Genomic DNA, 22,744 nt, shown 5'->3' with positions numbered 1-22,744 from the left:
AAAAAGGCCAACTTTAAAAAAAGTCGGCCATTTCACAATTTCAAATCATTATAATTTAGAAGCAATCTCTTTTTTGTATTTGTTAAGAATTGCTTTTGTCATCCCTAAGTTCGCTTTAGTAGAGTCAACTGCGAGATAGATCATATATAAGTTGTTCTCAGAAACATCAATAATATGAATTTGGGAGGTTAACGTAATCATGATGTCTGAAACAATCTGATTTTTAAGTCCTAAAGCACTTACAGCGTTCATTTTTGCTTTTACAACTTCAAGGTTAAAAGCAGATGCTAATTCTGGATCAAATTCTGGAACTACTGAAAGTGAAAAGTAAGACATTCCTGTTTGAATTTCTGCAATTGAAACTGCGATAAATCCTGGTACATTTTTTTCTAGATCATCTCCGAATTGTTTTAAAAAATCTGACATAATTGGGTGTATTTAATTGGTTAATATTTGTTTTTATCTTTAGCTGTTGTCGACTTTACAAATATATTTTTAAAAATATCCAGCTATCAATTTTCTATAAATTGATTTCTTCTTTTTTCTTACTTTTTTTTGGAGTTATAACTTTTTCTTGGAATGTTTTCTAAAAAAATACTGACAATGAGGTGTTTATGTTTTATTTTTTTATCACCATTTAGTGGTTGTTTTTTAAAATATTAAAATTTTCGTTGTTTTTGATCTAATTACTTGTAAATGAAATGTTTGTGTTTTTTGTTTTTTACCATATGATGGTGGAAGAATTTTGATTTTGTTTTTCTTGTTTTTTGTAAGGTTTTGTTTTTGTGGTGATTATAGTTTTAAGCTTATAATTTTAGCCTTTACGTGGTGTTGGAATTATAAAAAAACTTTTTTGAGAATTAAAATTGTAGGAAAAATTAAAAATAAGCTTAATAAACCAAGTATTTTTACGTAAGGTAAAATAGTGGATTACTCTTGGTTTTATCTATTTTTTGAAATTTGAAGAAAAAAAACTAAAATTTAGGTATCAAAATCTTATTGGTATATAATTAATTTGATGGATATATTTATTCTTTTGAATTCTCAAGTTGTACTTTAAATTTACCCCAATATGGATTATCTGCCATTTGTGAATGTCCAACTATAATAATGTGATTTCCTTTTTGAGTGAGTTGTATTTGCAAGTCTTTTCCAAAAGGGCCGTCTGAAGAGTTATCTGGAAAAATAATTTGGTTAAAACGGATGTTTCCATTATCTGTTGCCAAAATAATTTTTCCGTTTAATTCACCCAGATTTTCATTTTTGAATTTAATAAATACACGGGGGTGAATTGAATCTAATTGACCTTCGGCTAAATATAAACCTTTGGCATCTTTAAAATTCATAAAAATAGTATCATCTATTTGTTTGTTTTCTTCTCTTTCTTTTTGACTGACAATTGTATCTCGAGTATGAACTGAATCATTTCTAATTCCCTTTTGTTGACAGGAATAAAAGAAAATTGGTATTAAAAAAAATCCAAGATTTTTCATAGCCTATTTTTTTTAAGTTGATTATCTCAAATTTAGATTTCCTTAAAGAATTTAGATTATAAAATAGTGGTTTAGATTTTATAAGATTTAAATCAGAATTTATAGCTATTAAATGATAAAATTGGAGCGATACAAAAAATTGAACGTGTATAAATATGGAAACTCATAACAAATATTGTAATCCCTTTTTCATTTTGCACTAAGATTAGTTTGTATTTGTGTTTTGCTACCAAATTCCCAGTGTTTCTGTATCTTTTTTTAGATCTTTCACAATCAATTTAAGATAAGTATAATTTTCAAAACATTATTGTTCAAATGTTTATGTCTGCACTCTATACAAAAACAGGTATAAACACCTGTTTTAAAACTCTTTATATAAATTAATTTAGCGATGTAATAAAAAACTGTCAGAACTACTTTTTTATCTGACAAATTATTTACAAATCAAAAAACAAATATTAACCAATTAATTAAAAAATTATGAATGACATTTTTTTAGGATCAATTATGGCTTTTGGTTTTAATTTTGCACCAAGAGGCTGGGCACCATGCGCTGGACAATTAATATCTATAGCTCAAAATACTGCGCTTTTTTCATTACTAGGAACTACTTATGGTGGAAATGGACAAACTACATTTGCTTTACCAGATTTAAGAGGCCGCAGCATGGTAGGTGTTGGTCAAGGACCTGGTTTAAGTCCTATTACATTGGGAGAAGTTAGCGGAACGGAAAGTGTTACGTTAACAATCAACAACATGCCGATGCACAATCACCAAATCAATGCTGGAACTGGTGCTAATCAGGTAAATTTAGCTACGAGCGCACTTGCTTATAGTGGTGGAACAAATTCTAATGAAACAGATAGTGGTTCTAATTATTTAGGGGCAGCTGGTGCTACACCAAATATTTATTGTGAACCAACTGGAACTACAGTTAAGGTTGGAGGTATCACTTCTAGTATAGCTGGTTCTACATCTATAGCTGGAGGCAGTCAGCCGTTTGGACTTAGAAATCCATATTTGGGTACTAATTTTTGTATTGCTATGGAAGGAGTTTTTCCTCCACGTAGCTAATATTAAGTATAAAACAGAGGTGAAATATTTGCCTCTGTTTTTTAATCTTATTTTATGGATAACGAAATCAAAATAGGAATTTTAATTCCAAAGTCGCAACAGTATCCCGGTTTAGATAAAGATTTTATGAGAGGATTAAAACTTAATGCTCTTAATGTAAAGTTTTTCGTTGAAAGCATTGGTATTGGTGCAGATGAGAATATGATAATTGAGAAAATTCAAAAAATGAATTTTCAGGAAGATATATCAATTATTATTGGCTTTTTTGGACACTATAATATAACAGAAGTATATAATTATGCGTCAAAAAATGATATTCTATTATTAGCAGCAGATCTTGGGGCAACTGTACCTTATGAAGCCAAAGCTCAAAAGGGAGTATATATTAATTCATTTGGGCTAAGTGAATCGTGCTTTCATTTAGGTATCTATTTTTCAAACAAGAATTATCAAAAAATTGTTACTTCAACTTCTTTTTATGATTCCGGTTATGGTATGCTTACAGCTATTGAACAAGCATTAACAGAAAATACTGCTTTTTCAGGGCATTATATAACTCCTTTTTTGCCAAGAGAAAATGAAGCTTTATATATGGATTATACTATTAGCAATCACCAACCCGATGCTGTTTTTGCATTTTACAGTGGCTTATATGCCGAGGAGAATGCCAATTTTATGACTCAAAATAAAATTACTCAAAAATATCCTTTTTATGTTACTCCGTTTTTTATTAATGATAAAATTCTGGAAGAATATAAAAGCAATCCTTATAATCTTTATGTAGTCAGTTCATGGATGCAAAATGATACTGAAACATTAGATTTTACTAACGAATATTTCAATACTTATTCAGAGAATCCATCTGTTTTTTCAATTCTAGGATATGAAAACGGACTGATATTAAAGAGCATACTTCATAATGCAAGTAATTTTACTAAAAACTCTTTAATTGATGCCATTACGGAATTAAATATTGCCGGACCTAGAGGAACAATTCGCTTTGACAAGGAAACAAACAGAACAATATTTAATCATCATATCTATGAAATAAATCTAGATTCTCCTGATAATATAAGCTTTAAAAAAATTGAAACATTGATAAATGACGGACATTTTATTAAGGCTTTTACCTCAACTACAAGACCTGAAAAATTAGGCGGTTGGCAGAATGCTTATCTGTGTCATTAAACTAAATCGTATGTTATGAAAAAAAAATTACTCTTATTTATTATGCTTTTGTGTTCGTTTTTTGTAGAGCAAAAAATAAATGCACAAGTCAGCGCTGGAGATATTGCCTTTATAGGTTATCAAACCGGAGCGCCTGCCCAAGATGGTTTTACTTTTATTACCTTAAAAGCAATACCAGCGGGGACCACTATCTATTTTACTGATCGTGGTTGGAATCGAACTACTTCTACTTGGGTAACAGGAAGTACTGAAATGCATTTGCAATGGAATGTACCAGGTACAGTTCCCGCCGGAACTATTGTTTCGGTAATAGAAACAACAACAGCTGACGTGCTTACTGTTACCGGTACAACAGGTCTAGGTTTGGTATCTGGTTTTACTGGTTTTAATTTGAGTGGGGGAGATCAAATGCTAGCCTATATTTCTGCTGCTGGAGTGCAACCTGTTTCTCCAAATGCACCTACATTTATTGCAGGTGTACATGCAGATTATAATTCTTCAGATTATGATCCTGTTACAACTTGGAATACTGATAATACAAGTGGAGGGAATTCAAGTGCTCTTCCTATGGGATTAACTAATGGTGTAAATTGTATTTCATTATATCCCGGAGTAACTGAAATGGCAAATGCTAAATATACAGGTACCTTAACCGGCACTTCTGCTGATTTATTGGCAAGTATTAATAATCAAGCAAACTGGAGTAAGAGCAATACTGCAGATTTAGGAATTTTACCATCAAACTTTTCTGTTCCTAATGTATCTACGGCTGTAGTGGCAACAGTAAGTTCTGCTGCAGCATCAAATATTAAATCAGTTTCAGCTACGCTCGGAGGTTCCGTATCTGCTGATGGAGGTGATTCATCTGTGGTTAGAGGAATTGTTTGGTCTACATCAGCAAATCCGGTTGTTACCACTAATACAACAGTTCCAATTGGCAGCGGGACTGGTACATTTAGTGCTACAATAACCGGACTTCCTGCTGCTACAACAATTCATTTTAGAGCATATGCTACAAATAGCGCGGGAACGAGTTATGGTAATGATTTAACGTTTACTACTGGAGCAGCATTAACTGCGCCTACTCCTTCAAAAACTGATGTAAGTTGTAATGGTGGTACTACTGGTTCAGCTTCAGTAGCGCCAACAGGAGGAACAACTCCTTATACTTATTCCTGGTCTCCTTCTGGCGGATCTGGTGCAACAGCATCTAATCTTGCCGCTGGAACTTACACCGTGACCGTTACAGATGGTGAATCAACGCAGATAACAAGAAACGTTACTATTAATCAGCCAAATATATTATCAGGCACAGTTTCTAAAACTTCGGTTTCATGTAACGGAGATACAAATGGTTCTGCAACCGTTGCGCCATCTGGAGGTACAACTCCATATACTTATTTATGGTCAAATGGCGTTATAACTGCAACCGCATCAAATCTTGTAGCTGGAACATATAGTGTAACAATTACTGATGCGAATTCTTGCACTAAAACAATTAATAATATTTTAATAGATCAGCCACCTGTATTGTCGGGTACAGCTAGTACAACTTCAGTTTCATGTTTTGGAGGAGGAAATGGTACAGCAACTGTGACAGCCTCAGGAGGTACTCCCGGATATACATATGCTTGGTCGCCTTCTGGAGGAACTGCTGCAACTGCAACTGGATTGTCTGCCGGAACTTATAGTGTAACAATCACCGATGCTAATTCGTGTTCAACAACGGTAAGCAATATTGTCGTGGGAAGTCCAACGAATGCCTTAATAGCTTCAGCTGGAGCTCAAACTAATATTTTATGTAATGGATCTGCATCAGGATCTGCAACAGTAAATGTTACAGGAGGAACTGGCGCTTATACTTATTCGTGGTCACCTTCAGGAGGAACTGCGGCTACAGCTACAGGCTTGACAGCTGGAACGTACACTGTTACTGTCACCGATGCAAACTCTTGTCAAGCTACCCAAAGTTTTACTATTAGCGAGCCGACGGCTTTAATTGCTACACCTGTAGCTCAAACAAATGTTGGGTGTTATGGAGACGCGACAGGATCTGCAACTGTTTCAGCTACTGGCGGAACTGGGGCATATACCTATTCATGGGCACCTTCAGGAGGAACTGCAGCTACAGCAGCAGGATTAACAGCTGGAACATATGTAGTTACTGTTACGGATGCAAATTTATGCCAGTCAACTCAAGCCTTTACGATCTCTCAACCTGCTGCAGCGCTATCAGCAACAACTGCGGCAATAGGCGTAAGTTGTTATGGAGGAAGTAATGGCTCTGCAAGTGTAACAGTATCTGGTGGTACTCCGGGATATACTTATCTTTGGGCTCCATTGGGGGGTACAACAAGCTCAGTTAATGGCAGACCAGCAGGAAATTATACTTGTACTATTACAGATGCTAACGGTTGTACTCTTATAAAAAATCTTACAATTAATACTCCCGCAGCATTATCACCAACAATTACAAAAACTGATGTTTCTTGCAATGGAGGAGCGAATGGAACTGCAACAGTAGCCGTAACAGGCGGAACTGGTGCCTATACTTATTCATGGTCTCCTACCGGAGGAACTGCTGCTACTGCTAGTGGGCTTGTAGCTGGTACTTATACCGTAACAATCGCAGATGCTAATATATGTCAGGTTGTTCAAAGCGTTACTATAAATCAACCTGCTCTTCTTACAGCAACACAATCACAAACAAATGTCCTTTGTAATGGTGGTGCTACAGGTACAGGTACAGTAAATGTATCTGGTGGATCCGGTTCATATACTTATCTATGGTCTCCTTCTGGCGGAACTGCTGCTACAGCTACAGGGTTAACAGTAGGAAATTATAGTTGTTTAGTTACTGATGCTAATGGATGCAGTGTAACAAAAAACTTCACCATTGTACAGCCATCAGTTTTATCAGCAACAACAAGTCAAATCAATGCAACTTGTTCAACTGGTGGTCAAGCATCGGTGTCAGTTAGTGGAGGAACTACTCCATATACTTATTTATGGTCGCCATCTGGTGCTACTACAGCAATTGTAACTGGATTGACAGCTGGTAATCATAGTGTCTTGATTACAGATGCCAATGGTTGTACATTAACTAAAAACTTTGTTATCACTAGTACAAATACTTTAGTCGCCACTACTTCGAAATCTGACGTATTATGTAATGGCGCCGCAACTGGATTTGCTTATGTAGTTCCAAGTGGTGCTCCGGGACCTTATACTTATGTGTGGTCACCATCTGGAGGAAATACAGATACCGCAACTAACCTTACGGCGGGTAATTATTCTGTAACAATTACTTCTTCCAATGGCTGTTCTATTGTAAAAAACTTTACAATTACTCAACCATCAGCACTTGTCGTTACTCCTAATCCGCAAACAAATGTTTCTTGTAATGGCGGAACTAATGGCTCCGCAAGTGTTACAGTGACAGGAGGAACAGGTGCTTATACTTACTCATGGGCTCCTTCTGGTGGAACTGCTGCTACAGCTTCAGGGCTTTCTGCAGGAACTTATACTGTAACGGTAAAAGACGCCAACTTATGTACTAAAACACAAAGTTTTACTATTACAGAACCTGCAGCACTTGTTGCAACAACAACTCAAGTAAATGTTTCTTGTAATAGTGGTTCAAACGGATCTGCAACAGTAAATGCAACTGGCGGAACTGGAGTCTACACTTATTTATGGTCTCCTTCTGGCGGAACAGCAGCTACAGCTACAGGATTATTAGCTGGAACTTATACAGTAACCGTTAAAGATGCAAATTTATGCCAAACTACTGCCAGCGTTACTATTACACAACCTATAGCTCTTGCGGCTACAACATCTAAAACAAATGTTACTTGTAACGGCTCAAATGACGGAAAGGCTACTGTAAATGTAACTGGCGGAACTGGCGCTTATACTTATTCATGGTCTCCTTCTGGCGGAACAGCAGCTACAGCTTCTGGCCTTGCGCCGGGAACTTATGTTGTAACCGTTAAAGATGCAAATTTATGTCAAACTACTGCTAGCGTTACTATTACAGAACCTACATTGCTTACTTCAACTGTTACCTCTACAAATGTTTCTTGTAATGGTGCAAATAACGGGTCTGCAACTGTGACTACAATAGGAGGTACAGGTACCTATACTTATTTATGGTCTCCTTCTGGGGGAACTGCTGCAACTGCAACTGGTCTTGCACCGGGAAATTATAGTATAAAGGTTACTGACGCTAATTTATGCGAGACTTTAACAACCGTAATTATAGCTGAACCTATAGCACTTGTTGCGACAGCATCTCAAACAAATGTTTCTTGTAATGGTGGTTCAAACGGATCAGCAACAGTAAATGTAACTGGCGGAACTGCCCCTTATACTTATGCATGGTCTCCTTCGGGTGGAACTACTCCTACAGCTTTAGGCTTGACGGCAGGAGTTTATGCAGTAACTATTACTGATGCAAATGCATGTCAGACAACAATAAATGTTACTATAACTGAGCCTGTATTACTTTCTGCAACAACTTCTAAAACTGATGTTTCTTGTAATGGTGCAAATGACGGAACCGCAACAGTAACTGCAACAGGAGGAACTGGAGCTTACACTTATTCTTGGGCACCATCTGGAGGAACTGCAGCAACTGCAACAGGATTGAGTCCAAACACTTATACCGTAACAATTACTGATGCTAATGGATGTTTTATTACTAAAACAATAAACATAATCACAACTCCAGATGTAACAGCTCCAGTACCGAACGTTGCCAGTCTTCCGGAGATTACGAACTATTGTTCAGTTTTAACATCTGAGATTGCTATTCCAACTGCAACAGACAATTGCACAGGAGTTATTAATGGAACTACAACTGATCCTTTGACTTATAATGCCGTAGGAACTTATGTTATAACATGGAAATATACAGATGCAAGTGGAAATAGTACTACACAAACACAAACTGTAAAAGTACTTGCTTCTCCAATTAGTGTGGTTGCTTTAAGTAATGCTGAATTTACATATGATGGAAATCCGCATTCTCTTCAGGTTGCTAATTTGCCAGTTGGAGCTAGTGTAGTCTATTCTGCAAATAATATTTCGACAAATGCTGGAACTTACGCCGTTACAGCTACAATTACACCATCAGCTAGTTCACCAAATTGTTCACCAATAGTACTAACAGCTAATCTTGTAATCAAAAAAGCTTTACAACAAATTACGTTCAGTGCTATTCCGGCTAAAACACTTGGAGCAAATAACAATTTTAATCTTGTAGCAACTTCAAGTGCTGGTTTGCCAATAACTTTTACATCTACATATAGTTCTGCATTGCCACCAGCTACAGTTTCAGCAACTGGTGCTGTTAATATGCTAAGATCTGGTCAAATATTAATAACGGCTCAACAAGCTGGAAATAGTAACTATCTTCCTGCAACAGATGTTTCGCAATTATTAGTAATTCTTAACAACAATATCGACGTTAAGAGCATTACAATAGGATCTAAAGTTTTTGTAAACCCAGGAAAAACAATAAACTATTTATTACCTTGCGGTGACAATAATCCAACAGTTTCAATTGTCAACGAATCAAATGCGACAATTACGCCTTCTGTAAACTTTACTTTGCAAACTCCTAAACCAGGAATTTATACTCAAAACGCAACGATTACATCCGAAGATGGAAGTACATCTGCCACTTATTCTATTACAGTTGAAAAACCATTTGGTTTCTACGATATAGTACATCAAAAATTCAACAATGTATTGCTTGTAAACAATAATCCTCAAACAAACGGAGGTTATGAATTTGTATCGTACCAATGGTTTAAAAACGGACAATTAGTTGGCACTGGCCAATATTATTCAGCCGGTAATGAAACAAGTTCAACTTTAGATGCTAATGCAGATTATATGGTAAAAATGACTACCAAAGATGGAAAAGTTTTACAAACGTGTTCAACAAAAATCAAACTTACAAATTCGCTTCAGGCAAAACTTTATCCTAACCCTGTTGAGGTAGGAAAGATGCTTACCGTAGAAGCTGATTTTCCTAAAGAAGAATTAGATAAAATGCAAATTAGTCTTTATTCTGTTACAGGCAAGTTAATCAAAACTGTAAAATCATCTACAGTCGTTACCGAAATACAATTACCTGAAACAACTGAAAGCAACATGTACCTTGTAGTTCTCGAAACTCCAAATGCAAAAAAATCTTTCAAAGTAATTGTAAAATAAATTAAACCCTGCCAATGCTTGATCAAAAGGCATTGGCATAAATTAAGTTAAGATGAAAAAATATATAAAATCACTTCTTGTAATTGTTGCATTTTTAGTGGCATGTTTTAACAATTATGGTCAGGATAAAAAACACGAGTTCTCAATATCAATTGGAGGTCCATTTTCATTTGTAAAAGCTACTACAATTGGTCAGTCTGTTGATGGAAATGGAATGAATGCTGGTTTTCGTTATTCTTATTATCTAAATAAAGGATTAAGTATTGGTATTGGTGTGGAATATCAGACATATAATTCTGACTTTAAATTTAGCTCACTCGGAGGTCAATATAATACTGTTGATGCTGAAAATGAATCATTCGAATTTAGATACAAAGCAGCAAATTATAGAGAGGAACAAAAATTAGGATATATTAATGTTCCTATTGGCATTCAGTTTGAAACTCCCGGTACATCAAAATTATATGTTGCGGCCGGAGCAAAAATTGGTTTCGCATCAAGCGGAAGTTATCAATCGACAATTTCAAATCTAACAACAAGTGGATATTATCCTCAATATAATGTAGAATTATTTGGCCCTGCATTTGCCGGCTTCGCAAGCACAAATAATGTAGAAACGCCAGAACAGGATCTTAATAACAAAGTTTCATATTCAGTAACTTTTGAAACCGGTTTAAAACAGGTAATCAGTACCAGGAATTCGATATATATTGGAGCCTATTTAGATTATGGATTGAATGACATCTATGATAATAATGAAGCTAAAAATCTTGTCCAATATAATCCTGAAATACCTGTTGTTTTAAAATACAACAGTGTTTCTAGTTCAGGTTTCGCAACAAATGGAAGATTAGTCTCTTACGGACTTAAATTAAGATTCGCACTACAATAAATTAAATAAAATCTATCCTAAGAGCTGTTTTAACTAACAGCTCTTTTTTTTTGTTCGGTAAACAAAAGGTTTTAATAAAAACAGAAAGAAAAATTTATTCATAATTTCATTGAATAATAGCTTTTTTTATTCTCTTTTAATAATTACGTTATATTAAAAAATTAAACATTTTATTTAAAATATAATATATACTTTTATTAACTGATATGAATTGACTAATACAAAAAACAACATGAATTCTCAAAACCAAAAAAATGAAATAAACCGACGCAGATTTTTACAAAGCGGTGTAAAACTTGCAGCTGCCGGCATTTACTTAGGCATGTTTGGTATGCCTAATTTGTTTGGAAATGTTATAATGGATAAAGGTGCTGCCAACATCCCAGATGTTAAGCTGAATAATGGCGTAAAAATGCCTATGCTTGGATTTGGAACTTATGGACTTAGAGGAGAAGTATGTCAGCAATCTGTAGCCGATGCTATATCAGTAGGATACCGTCTTATTGATACTGCAAAAGTGTATGGAAATGAAGAAGCGGTAGGTAAAGCAATAAAGCAAAGTGGAATTGATAGAAAACAACTTTTTGTTACTTCGAAACTATGGGTTGATGATGCTGGTTATGAGAATGCTAAAAAAGGTTTTGAAGAGACACTTACAAAATTAGGACTTGAATATCTCGATCTGTATCTTATACATCGTCCAAGAGGTGATGTAAAAGGATCCTGGAAAGCAATGGAAGAACTTTACGCGGCTGGAAAAATCAGAGCTATAGGAATAAGTAACTTCGATTCAGAACAGCTGGCCGATCTTTTGTCTTATGCTCAGGTAAAACCGGTAGTGAATCAGATTGAAACACATGCTTATTTTCAGCAAGGCAATTCATATAATTTGCTAAAGAAACATAATGTTCAGATGGAGGCGTGGGCACCTTTTGCTGAAGGTCGAAATGGACTTTTTACAGATGAAGTATTTGCTCAAATTGCGAAAAAATACAACAAGACCATTGCTCAGGTCAATTTGAGATGGCATTATCAGCGTGGTATTGTTGCCATTCCAAGATCTTCCCAAAAAGCACATATTGTAGAAAATCTGAATATATTTGATTTCAAACTTAATCATGAAGACATAAGTGCAATTGAAAAGCTGGATTTAAATAAAACTCAGTTTCCGGAATGGAGCTAAAGCAGCGCTTTTAAAAAAAGTATATCGTTATATTTTTATTATAAAAGCCTCTTTTATTGGAGGCTTTTCCTTTTTGCTATTTAGCCTGAAATTGTTAATTTTTTATTGAAGAGAGGAGGAATTTTTTTCAATAGGATGAAAAGAATAATATATATAGTCTTTTTTTATAAAACTAGGTGATTTTACTTTTCCCAGTCATTTTCATAGTACAAAAGGTCTTCTTCATATGAAGTAGTATCGGTTCCAAATCCTTCGGGCGCATAATATTGTTTTTCGTATTCCATAAGAGTATTTGATTTTAATTTTTTCTAAACTTTCTATTATCCAATAGAATAATTTAAAACTAAGTTTTTATCAGAAGAGAAATTTATATGATTTTCATTTAGTGTTTTAAAATTTACATTCGTCAACCTTCTAGTACTAATAGTGTCTTATTCATCTTCGAAGATTGAGTTATAAAAAGAGCAACTTTTCATTAAGTATTTTATTGAAGGGTACTTTATTTAGATTTTAATTTTATGATGATTTGGTAAAATTTAAATAAATTTTATCTTTGACTTTGAAATGCTCCAACAAACACTAAAAAAATGGTTGAACCAGTTTAAGCAGTACTTTTTTACGTACAGCAACGGCTTCTATCATCTTCCTTACAGCAGTAAAACTCCAGAAGATCTTGTGGAGAGTTTAGCTAATTACCCCTTTATGAAGCATGATAGAGTAAAACAGAGTGTTTACGCTAATACGCCATTTTGTTCGGGAGGCTTCAATTATCAAAAATTAGAAGAAGGACTTTGGGTTATTTATTCTAAAATGAGGTATAAAACTAATGTAGCTTTTGATCTCGTTTATGATGACCCGGCGGAAATGAAAATTGAGGATAAAGGCTACTATATGCTCAGTCTTAATAATGTTACAAGTCAGCCAATAATCGATTTGAAAATTTGTGAAAAGCAATTATGTTTTGCAAATTATAGCTGGACATTCTTTAAGCCAAAAGAACGCAATTGCGATGTAAATTTTAAAGGAGCAAATAACAAATACATCACTTTGTATTTTAATGAAGAATGGCTGCAAAAAAACTTGCTTCAAAATAGTTTGTTCTCAGAAGCTGGATTGGATAAATTTATAATGTCTGATCAGCCTTATATTGCTTGGCCTGTTGATGAGAAGGATGAGCTGGTGAAAAACTTCGGTATTTTTGATGAGGTTATGAATATGAATAATGAAGCCAATCATATTGATTTTCTTCAGTTTAAACTCTGCACTTTAAATCTTATTTTCGGTTTTTTAAGAACTTGTAGAGATCAGCAAGTGTTTGAAAAACATTTTGCAATTGATTACGAAAATAAATTCAGCATCAACAAAGTTGAAAATTATTTGACGAGCAATCTTTATGATAAATTTCCTGGAATTGATTTTCTGGCTGAAAAATTTAAAATTTCAGAAAGTAAGCTTAAGTCTGAATTTAAGCAGTTTTTTGGAAAACCAATCTACAAGTATTTTCAAGAAAAACAGATGATACTGGCTAAAGAACTTATTATAGAAAACAAACTTTTGATAAAAGAGATTTCGTATAAGTTCGGTTATGAAAATACCAGCAAATTTACAGCAGCTTTTAAAAAATACCACGATATTCTGCCATCTGAACTGCAAAAGCAGGAATTTGATGTTGCAATTTAAAATCTAATTTTTTTTTTCTTCCTATTTTTTTCTTCCCCTAAAAAAACTTTTTGGGCTATAGATTTTCTTTATCAAAACTTTTTGGAGTATTCCTGTATATACTTCATGCAATAAGTTTGTGTTGGATTATGAGGATCCAAAAAAACACTATAAAAATGGGCGTAACTGAAACGTCTATAAGTAGGAACAACCAACTAAAATTTTATTATATGTCTGCAAGGAGTACACAAATTAAATTTACTAATATCACAAATTGTGTTTTAGTACTTACAGGTTCAAATTTAAATCATGGCGAATGGAATGGGGGCCCAACAATAATAATTAAGCCTGAAGTTTATGATTTGCTAATCGGTCAAAATGACTCTGATGGCTTTATGACAGGTGATCAGGGATCTCTAACTTATGCTATAATTGGAATTACTGATGGTTCGCCTACATACGAAGGTTCGTTGAACATTGGTTGGGATAATCCCTATGCAGGAAGTAATGGATACTCACAAAATGTTTCGAGTAATAACTATACTATTACAAACAGTGGTGGTAGCGGCGATAATACTTCGGTAACTTTTACGCTTTCGATGAATGTTTAATAATTATAACTATTAACATCAGCAAAGACTTCTCCGGTTTTTATTTTAATAACACACTTATGAAGAAAACTTTACTCTTATTTTTATATTTTTCATTTTTCTTATCAAATTACAACTCTGTGGCACAGGTAGCCGAACCTGTTTTGACCAGTAAAAAAATTGCTGCAGGTGTCAGTTCCGCTGTTTTAACTGCAACAAACAATGAAATTACTACAGAAAATGTTGTTTTGGGCACAAATGTAGCTATTCCGAATTATGGAGCTATTACCCTTACCGGTAATGTTGCCATACCTCCCGGTGCAGTTGTCACTTCTGCTAATGTCGTTTTCACGGGTTTCGATCTATCTGGTGGCTCAATAATGTATGATTTTTATGCAGGAGCTTCAGGCGCAGGAACTCTTCAAAACAGTATTATTTCTAGTCGAGCGAATGGCAATAAAACATATTCAAAACCTATTAGTAACCTTACTAACGGAACAATTACACTAACTGTTTACGATGATTATCACAATGGTTTTTATACAACATCCGCAACAGTACAAAACATAACGTTAACTTACACCTATTCTATTACGAAATGGTATGACTCAAGTACAGGAGGCAACTTATTAGGAACAGGAAATACTCTTGAAACTGTAGGCACATCTGTCTTACCAAACACAATAACAACGGGAACTTATAACTTTTATGCAGAAGCTATCAATGCATCTGGAACAAGCAGCAGAACAAAATCAACTGTAACTGTAGTGCCTTTGTTGGATGCATCAATTATTTCTAACAATTTAACTTGTAATGGAATGCTAAACGGAAGTGCAACTGCAGTAACTTCTGGCGGTGAATCTCCATTAACCTATCAATGGTTACCCGGAGGTAACACACAACAAAATATATCCAGTTTAACAGCTGGTACATACACATTAAAAGTAACTGATGCTATAGGACAAACTGCTACATCTAGTGTCCTTATTACCCAACCAAATGCAATAACTATTACTCCATCACAAACAAATTTAAGTTGCAGGGGGAGTGCTAATGGTTCAGCTAGTGCAATTGTAACAGGCGGCACAGGAAGCTATACCTATCAATGGTCTCCTTCCGGTGGAAGAAATGCCTCAGCAACCGGGCTTGCAGCAGGTACATATACTGTAACAGTAACTGATGCAAATTCTTGTACAGCAACGCAGAGTTTTACGATCACAGAACCAGATAAACTTGTAGCATCAAAAGGTTCTCAGACAAACATTGCTAGTCGTGGAACAGCGACAGGATCGGCAACCGTAAATGTGACCGGAGGAACAGGGCCATATTATTATTCGTGGGCTCCATCAGGCGGAACTTCAGCAACAGCAACAGGTCTTAGCGCAGGAACTTATACAGTAACAGTGACCGATGATAATACATGTACTGCAACGCAGAGTTTTACTATTACAGAACCAGATGAACTTATAGTATCGAAAGTTTCGCAGACAAATATTGCCTGTCATGGAGAAGCAACAGGATCAGCAACAGTGAGTGTAGCCGGAGGAACAGGCTCATATTCTTATTCTTGGTCACCTTCTGGCGGAACTTCAGCAACAGCAACAGGTCTGAACGCAGGAACATATACGGTAACAGTGACCGATGCTAATGCATATACAGCAATGCAGAGCTTTACTATTACAGAACCTGTAAATCCATTAACTGCTTCTAAAGGAACAATTGCCAATGTAAATTGCCACGGAGAAGCAAACGGCTCAGCTACTGTAAATGTAACTGGAGGAACTGGTTCTTACTCTTATTCTTGGGCACCTTCTGGAGGAACAGGAGCTACAGCTTCAGGATTAGCTTCCGGAACTTATACAGTAACGGTAACCGACAGTAATGGATGTACAACAACTCAGGGTTTTACTATCACAGAACCAGCATCAAGTCTTTCAGCAACAATAGCATCAGCTAGAGTTAGTTGTTTTGGTGGAGGAAATGGTAGCGCTAGTGTAAGTGTATCAGGTGGAAGTCCAAATTATACTTATTCATGGGCTCCCTTTGGCGGAACTGCAGCAACGGCAACAGGACTTAGTGCCGGAGATTATACTTGTACAATAACAGACTCAAAAGGATGTACATTGACAAAAACTGTTACTGTTGGTACTCCAGCTCAAATATCTGGTACAATAACAAAAACAGATGTTTCATGTAATGGAGGATCGAATGGTTCTGCAACTGTAACCGCCTCTGGTGGCGTTGGTTCATATTCTTATTCTTGGTCACCTACGGGAGGTAATGCCGCTACCGCATCAGGACTTTCTAAGGGAAATTATACCGTAACAATTCAAGATGGAAATTCATGTGTATACACAGTTGATGTTACAATAGATGAACCATCTGTTTTAACAGCATCAATTTCTCATACAGATATATTATGTAATGGTGGAGCTACCGGAACAGCAACAGTAATTCCTTCAGGCGGGACAGGTACATATTCTTATTTATGGTCACCTTCGGGCGGTACTGGAGCAACTGCAATCGGTCTGGCAATGGGAACCTACAACTGTAAAATTACAGATTCTAATGGTTGTTTCGTAACTAGATCAATCAGAATTGATGAGCCTACAATATTAAGCGCTACAACAAGTCAAATAGATGCAACCTGTATGTCGGCAGGACAAGCGGCTGTTAATGTTAGTGGAGGAGTAGGTCCTTATACTTATTCATGGTCGCCTTCTGGTCAAACAGCAGCAGTGGCAACAGGATTAAATAGTGGCAGCCATTCGTGCTTAATTACAGACAGTAATGGATGTAAAATTTCTAAAACTTTTTTAATTAATACAACCAATACCTTAATTGCTGCAACAAGTAAAAACGATATTTTATGTAATGGTACAAACACGGGTTCTGCTTCGGTAGTTCCATCTGGAGCGCCAGGTCCTTTTACTTATGTTTGGGCACCAACTGGTGGCTCAAGCAATACTGCAAGCAATCTTGCAGCAGGTAATTATAGTGTTACGATAATTTCTGCGAATGGCTGTTCGATTGTAAAAAACTTTACAATCACAGAACCTTCTGCATTAACAGTTACTCCATCTCAAACTAACTTACTATGTAATGGAGTAAATACGGGATCAGCAAGTGTAAGTGTAAGCGGAGGAACGGGATCTTATACTTATGCGTGGGCTCCTTCTGGCGGAACTTCAGCAACCGCAACTGGACTTAGTGCCGGAACTTATACAGTAACCGTTACTGATGCAAATTCTTGTACAGTAACGCAGAGTTTTACAATTACAGAGCCAAATGTTCTTACAGCAACAGCAGTTTCTCAAACAAATATCGCTTGTCACGGAGCAAATACAGGATCGGCAACAGTTGGCGTAAACGGAGGAAAACCAGGATATAGTTATTCTTGGGCTCCTTCTGGAGGAAATTCAGCAACAGCAACAGGACTTAGCGCCGGAACTTATACAGTAACCGTTACTGATGCAAACTCTTGTACAGCAACGCAGAGTTTTACAATTACAGAGCCAAATGTTCTTACAACAACAGCAGTTTCTCAAACAAATATCGCTTGTCACGGAGCAAATACAGGATCGGCAACAGTTGGCGTAAGTGGAGGAAAACCGGGATACAGTTATTTTTGGGCTCCTTCTGGAGGAAATTCAGCAACAGCAACTGGACTTAGCGCCGGAACTTATACAGTAACCGTTACTGATGCAAATTCTTGTACAGTAACGCAGAGTTTTACAATTACAGAACCAAATGTTCTTATAGCAACAGCAGTTTCTCAAACAAATATCGCTTGTCACGGAGCAAATACAGGATCAGCGACAGTTGGCGTAAGTGGAGGAAAACCGGGATACAGTTATTCTTGGGCTCCATCTGGAGGGAATTCAGCAACAGCAACTGGACTTAGCGCAGGAACTTATACAGTAACGGTAACCGATGCAAATTCTTGTACAACAACGCAGAGTTTTACAATTACAGAACCAAATGTTCTTATAGCAACAGCAGTTTCTCAAACAAATATCGCTTGTCACGGAGCAAATACAGGATCAGCGACAATTGGCGTAAGTGGAGGAAAACCGGGATACAGTTATTCTTGGGCTCCTTCTGGAGGAAATTCAGCAACAGCAACAGGACTTAGCGCAGGAACTTATACAGTAACGGTAACCGATGCAAATTCTTGTACAACAACGCAGAGTTTTACTATAACTGAGCCAGCAATACTAGACGCTGTAACTTCAAAAACGGATGTATCTTGTTACAATGGAAATGATGGAACTGCATCTGTAAATGTTAGCGGAGGAAAAGGAGCTTATACTTACTTATGGTCACCAAAAGGAGGAAACGAAGCCATCGCAAGCGGACTTACAGCAGGAACATATTCTATAATAATTACTGATGCAAATTCTTGCTCAATCTCAAAAACAGTAGTAATTGAAGAGCCTACGCCTTTTGTTGTAAATACTTTGGCTGCAACAAATATAACGGTTTCTGGAGCGGTAATTTCTGGAACAATTTCTTCAGAAAATAATGATGGAAAATGTTTAACTGAAACAGGATTTGTTTATTCACTTAAATCAAATCCGCTGCTAACAGATAATAAAATTATTGTAGGCAGTTCATTAGGATCAATTAACTCAACGCTGACTAATTTAAAAGGAAATACAATTTATTATGTAAAAGCCTATGCGATAAATAGTAATGGATTTGTAGCTTATGGAAATGAGGTTAGTTTTACCACAGATAAATACACTCTTACTATTACTGCTTCGACAGAACATCAGAAAGTTTTTGGCACAACTGATCCAGTTTTTAAATATACTGTTTCAGGACTTGCAAATGGTGATACAAATGCAATTGTAACAGGAAATCTTTCAAGAGAAGCTGGTGAAAATGCGGGAAAATACAAAATTAATGCGGGTACAATTGATGCTGGCAAAAATTATAAAATTGTTTTTGAAAGTGCGGTTTTTGAGATTACTAAAGCCGATCAACTAATTACGTGGAATCAAGATTTGGAATTTGGCTGTGAAACCGAAAATAGCATAAATCTTAACGCTGTTTCAAACAGTGGATTGTCAATCACTTATTCGGTTGTGAATACTAATATTGCTGAGGTTTCAGGGAATAATTTAGCGATAAAAAATTCTGGAAGCACATCAATTACCGCATTTCAGATTGGAGATCAAAATCATAATCCAGCGGTGGCGGTTATAAAACCTATTGAAGTTACACAGGGCGGACTTATAACGCAGCATTGGTCGGATGTTCTTTTCTTTGATAATAAAAATAAAGATTTTGTTTCTTGGCAATGGTATAAAAACGGAACAGCGATTTCGGGTGCAACTCGACAGTATTTCAACGAAAATCAAGCTTTAAACGGGGCTTACTATGTTATTGCTACAGATAAAGATGGAAATAAAATTAAATCTTGTTTGTTTGAAATAACTGGGAAAGTGTTTTCAAATAATATCAAAATATACCCGAATCCGGTAAAAGCGTCTACTGAATTTACTTTAGAATGTAATTTTAGTGAAGTACAACTAAAAGGTGCTACTATTGAGATTTTTGATATAAACGGAAAATTGATTCAGACTGTTTCTAATATAAAGACTCAGAACCATATAATTGCGCCTTCACAAACTTCTATTTATGTTGTATTGCTTACTTTATCAAATGGGGAGAAAAAAACAATTAATGTGTTGGTAAAGTAAAATGAGGTTTAATTTAAAGTCAATGAAAATCAAGATAAAAATGAAAATCAAAATAGCAATCGCAATATTTTTATTATGCAGTTCAATAAAAGCACAAGAAATTAGTATAAACCTTAGCGGAGGCCCATCAGGAATTCTTTATGAGAGTTCTGAAGGAAATGGAAATTTAAAAACTGGCGGAGGTTTAGGAATTGGATATACTTATTTCTTAAATAATCATTGGGGAATTAATACAGGCATCGATGTTTTTTACAATCAAAATGCGTTTAAGCTGAAAGAAGGAACAACTATAAATTCTTATGAAGTTGATGATCAAATGACAGCATTTGAATACAGAGTTTCACCGAAAAATTATCAGGAAAAACAACATTTTGTTTCTTTGGCAATTCCTGTTCTTTTACAGTATAGAACTGCAATGTCAAGCCAATCACAATGGTATTTGGGTTTTGGCGGGAAAGTTCTATTTCCTGGAAAACAAACCATAAAAGCTTCTGCTGACGAATTACAGTTAAGCGGTTATTATCCAGATATGGATCTTCTTGTTGAAAATTTGCCTTCACACGGATTTGGAAAAGTCAACAATTGGCAGGACAATACATCGGCAGATCTTAAGACTTCATTATTAGTAAGTTTAGAGACAGGCTTAACTTTCAAACTAAAAGAAAATCTACAGCTTTATACTGGTATTTTTGCTGATTATGGTTTTTCTGATTTAGCAAAAAATACTGAAAATACTAATATTGTTTTGTATGACCCAAACGGAATTGAAAATACGCAGGCAAACGGTATTTCAGGAAATAAAACATTAGTACAAAAGAGTAATTATTTTTCTGCTGGGCTACAAGTCAAATTAGGATTTTCACTTAAAAAAGCGAAAGAGAATTAGAAATAAAAAATTAATAATAAATACTTGAAAAATAAAAGGTGCAGTTTCGTAACGAAACGCACCTTTTGTTATTTTATAATTTTTTTGCATAGAAATTAATAATATGCCATCGATGGGAGTTTTCTATTTTTCAGATTATATAGTACTAATCTTTATAGAACTCGTTTTATCATTAAAACTTCCCAAACAGCTATTGTTCCCTGTTATTACAACAGATTCTCCTCCAAAATTGTCATTCTGATACATTGTAATTTTGTATCCACTTTCTAAACGAACAGAAGACAAATCATCATTTGCAATACCGTATGCTTTTAGCTGAGCCAATGTATAATTCCCTGCAGGTAAAGCAATCGCATAACCTGTGTAATTACAATTTTGGTAAACTGTTACAATACCTCCGGCAGAAGCATTGTATTTATTATCAGTATAAGTACGTGATAAATTGCCAACACCATCAAAATAATTATCCGCTAATTTTGCAGGATCAGTTGCAAATTCTCCACCTTGTACAATGGCATCATTTCCATCGTCCCATGCCCACGGAGCATTAGCTCCACCAGTTTTAAAATCATTTCCTTTAAATCCTCCAGCCGGGCTTGAAAATAATTCTGTATTAAATCGCTGGTCCCATAATCCTCCGTTTTCAAAAATATCAACAAGTTTGTATTCTACATAGTTATCATAATTATCAGATGGTATTTGTGCCACTCCGCTTGCTGAAGGATAGTATATAATTCCGTCTCCATCTATATCGTGTTGTGGCCACGCTTTAAGACTATGTCCTTTAGAATCTTGTGCTGTAATAGGATGTAATTCACCATTATAATCTCTCATTTGCAAGGTTCCGTCAACACTTTCCAATCCGCTAACGTAAGAACTTCCAGATGGCACATAAGAAAAGAAATCAGAATGACTTATTGTAACAGCTCCTTTTAAAGCGCCATAAGTAGTGCCATCTTTTTCTACAATCATTAATACACCTTCTAAATCATTTTCATGTTGGTCTAATGAGTATAAAAATGGATTATCCGTCCAGTCACGCGGATGAAAGAAAGCATAAGTAATAAACCAGTGCGTATTTGATTCTACTACAGAATAATAGCAATGAGCAGCTAAATAATTGGCATAAACGGGAAGATTGTTCCAGTTGTTTTCGCCTTTCCAGTCATTATCATAAGTAATAGCAGTCAGGTAATCCGATTTTCCGCCTTCGGCATAAGTTCCTGTAGCATCTACATCTTGGTAATGAATTGGAGCCCATCTTCTGGCCAAATCAGAACTTGCTGCTATACTTAGTTTTTTTGTAAAGTTTTGCTGTTCTTTTACTACAGCAGTAGTTTCTGTTTCATTTAATGTCGTGTCCTCACAGGAGAACGTAATAGCCGACAGCATAATAACTAAAGCTGTACTTAACATCTTTTTTTGATTCTGTTTTTTCATAATTCTAGTTTTAATTGTTTATAACATATTTAAATTCATGGATTTTGATAAATTATTTAATAGCAATAATCAACTGAGAAATAAAAATAATCACCAGCAGAAGGAACTTTATTTTCTGAAAAATTTGTCGATAGAACGTTTTGTTTTGAGTTATAATTCTTACTACTTGTAAGTACTATAAAAGAGAAATCGTACTATTTGAGTTGTATTATAATACCATTAACAAAAAGTTAATAAGAAAAAGAAGAATCTTGTTGCTGAGATGACCTAAAAGAAGTAGATGTGTATGGTTATGTTTTTGATATTGTAGTGATTAAGATATGTTATGAATAAATTAAATTATAGTTAACTGCTTGTCTGCCGTTACATTTTAAATTATTAATTCTCAAATTTACAAGTGTATTAA

12 protein-coding genes are annotated in these 22,744 nt (G+C 35.3%); 9 read left to right on the top strand and 3 right to left on the bottom strand.

What is annotated here, in order from left to right:
* Nucleotides 1–48 precede the first annotated feature (48 nt).
* Both FN795_RS21015 and FN795_RS21010 read right to left on the bottom strand, forming a co-directional pair.
* On the bottom strand, nt 49–426 hold the full coding sequence (locus tag FN795_RS21015; protein ID WP_142452452.1) for a hypothetical protein: 378 nt from the start codon (nt 424–426) through the stop codon (nt 49–51).
* 602 nt (nt 427–1,028) lie between these two features.
* Nucleotides 1,029–1,493, bottom strand: coding sequence for a hypothetical protein (locus tag FN795_RS21010; protein WP_142452451.1), 465 nt, complete (start codon nt 1,491–1,493; stop codon nt 1,029–1,031).
* Nucleotides 1,494–1,973: 480 nt separating this feature from the next.
* Between FN795_RS21010 and FN795_RS21005 the strand changes: the two genes are divergently transcribed.
* The 9 genes from FN795_RS21005 to FN795_RS20965 all read left to right on the top strand — a co-directional run bounded on the left by FN795_RS21005 (nt 1,974) and on the right by FN795_RS20965 (nt 20,898).
* Nucleotides 1,974–2,567: a phage tail protein gene (locus tag FN795_RS21005; protein ID WP_142452450.1), complete on the top strand. Its 594-nt coding sequence runs from the start codon at nt 1,974–1,976 to the stop codon at nt 2,565–2,567.
* 54 nt (nt 2,568–2,621) lie between these two features.
* Nucleotides 2,622–3,755 (top strand): ABC transporter substrate-binding protein, encoded by a 1,134-nt coding sequence (locus FN795_RS21000; protein WP_142452449.1) that lies wholly within the window; start codon nt 2,622–2,624, stop codon nt 3,753–3,755.
* A 15-nt stretch (nt 3,756–3,770) separates the two neighbouring features.
* On the top strand, nt 3,771–9,980 hold the full coding sequence (locus tag FN795_RS20995) for a T9SS type A sorting domain-containing protein (RefSeq protein ID WP_142452448.1): 6,210 nt from the start codon (nt 3,771–3,773) through the stop codon (nt 9,978–9,980).
* A 52-nt stretch (nt 9,981–10,032) separates the two neighbouring features.
* Nucleotides 10,033–10,872, top strand: a complete 840-nt coding sequence (locus FN795_RS20990) for a porin family protein (protein WP_142452447.1) — start codon at nt 10,033–10,035, stop codon at nt 10,870–10,872.
* Nucleotides 10,873–11,104: 232 nt separating this feature from the next.
* Entirely contained in the window at nt 11,105–12,055 is a 951-nt protein-coding gene (locus FN795_RS20985; protein WP_142452446.1) for an aldo/keto reductase, read from the top strand.
* A 702-nt stretch (nt 12,056–12,757) separates the two neighbouring features.
* Complete coding sequence (locus tag FN795_RS20980) at nt 12,758–13,735, top strand: helix-turn-helix domain-containing protein (protein WP_167498114.1); 978 nt, start codon at nt 12,758–12,760, stop codon at nt 13,733–13,735.
* 209 nt (nt 13,736–13,944) lie between these two features.
* Nucleotides 13,945–14,325, top strand: coding sequence for a Crystal protein ET79 (locus tag FN795_RS20975; protein ID WP_142452444.1), 381 nt, complete (start codon nt 13,945–13,947; stop codon nt 14,323–14,325).
* Nucleotides 14,326–14,384: 59 nt separating this feature from the next.
* Nucleotides 14,385–20,012: an MBG domain-containing protein gene (locus FN795_RS20970; RefSeq protein WP_142452443.1), complete on the top strand. Its 5,628-nt coding sequence runs from the start codon at nt 14,385–14,387 to the stop codon at nt 20,010–20,012.
* Nucleotides 20,013–20,052: 40 nt separating this feature from the next.
* Nucleotides 20,053–20,898, top strand: a complete 846-nt coding sequence (locus tag FN795_RS20965) for an outer membrane beta-barrel protein (protein WP_167498113.1) — start codon at nt 20,053–20,055, stop codon at nt 20,896–20,898.
* A 135-nt stretch (nt 20,899–21,033) separates the two neighbouring features.
* Here FN795_RS20965 and FN795_RS20960 read toward each other — a convergent pair whose 3' ends face one another.
* Entirely contained in the window at nt 21,034–22,338 is a 1,305-nt protein-coding gene (locus FN795_RS20960) for a hypothetical protein (protein ID WP_142452441.1), read from the bottom strand.
* Between the last annotated feature and the right edge of the window lie 406 nt (nt 22,339–22,744).

It is taken from the genome of Flavobacterium resistens (assembly GCF_900182645.1).
In the GTDB taxonomy this organism is placed as follows: Bacteria; Bacteroidota; Bacteroidia; order Flavobacteriales; family Flavobacteriaceae; genus Flavobacterium; species Flavobacterium resistens.
The sequence above is the reverse complement of the archived record's forward strand: the minus strand, read 5'-3'. Positions and strand labels throughout refer to the sequence as shown.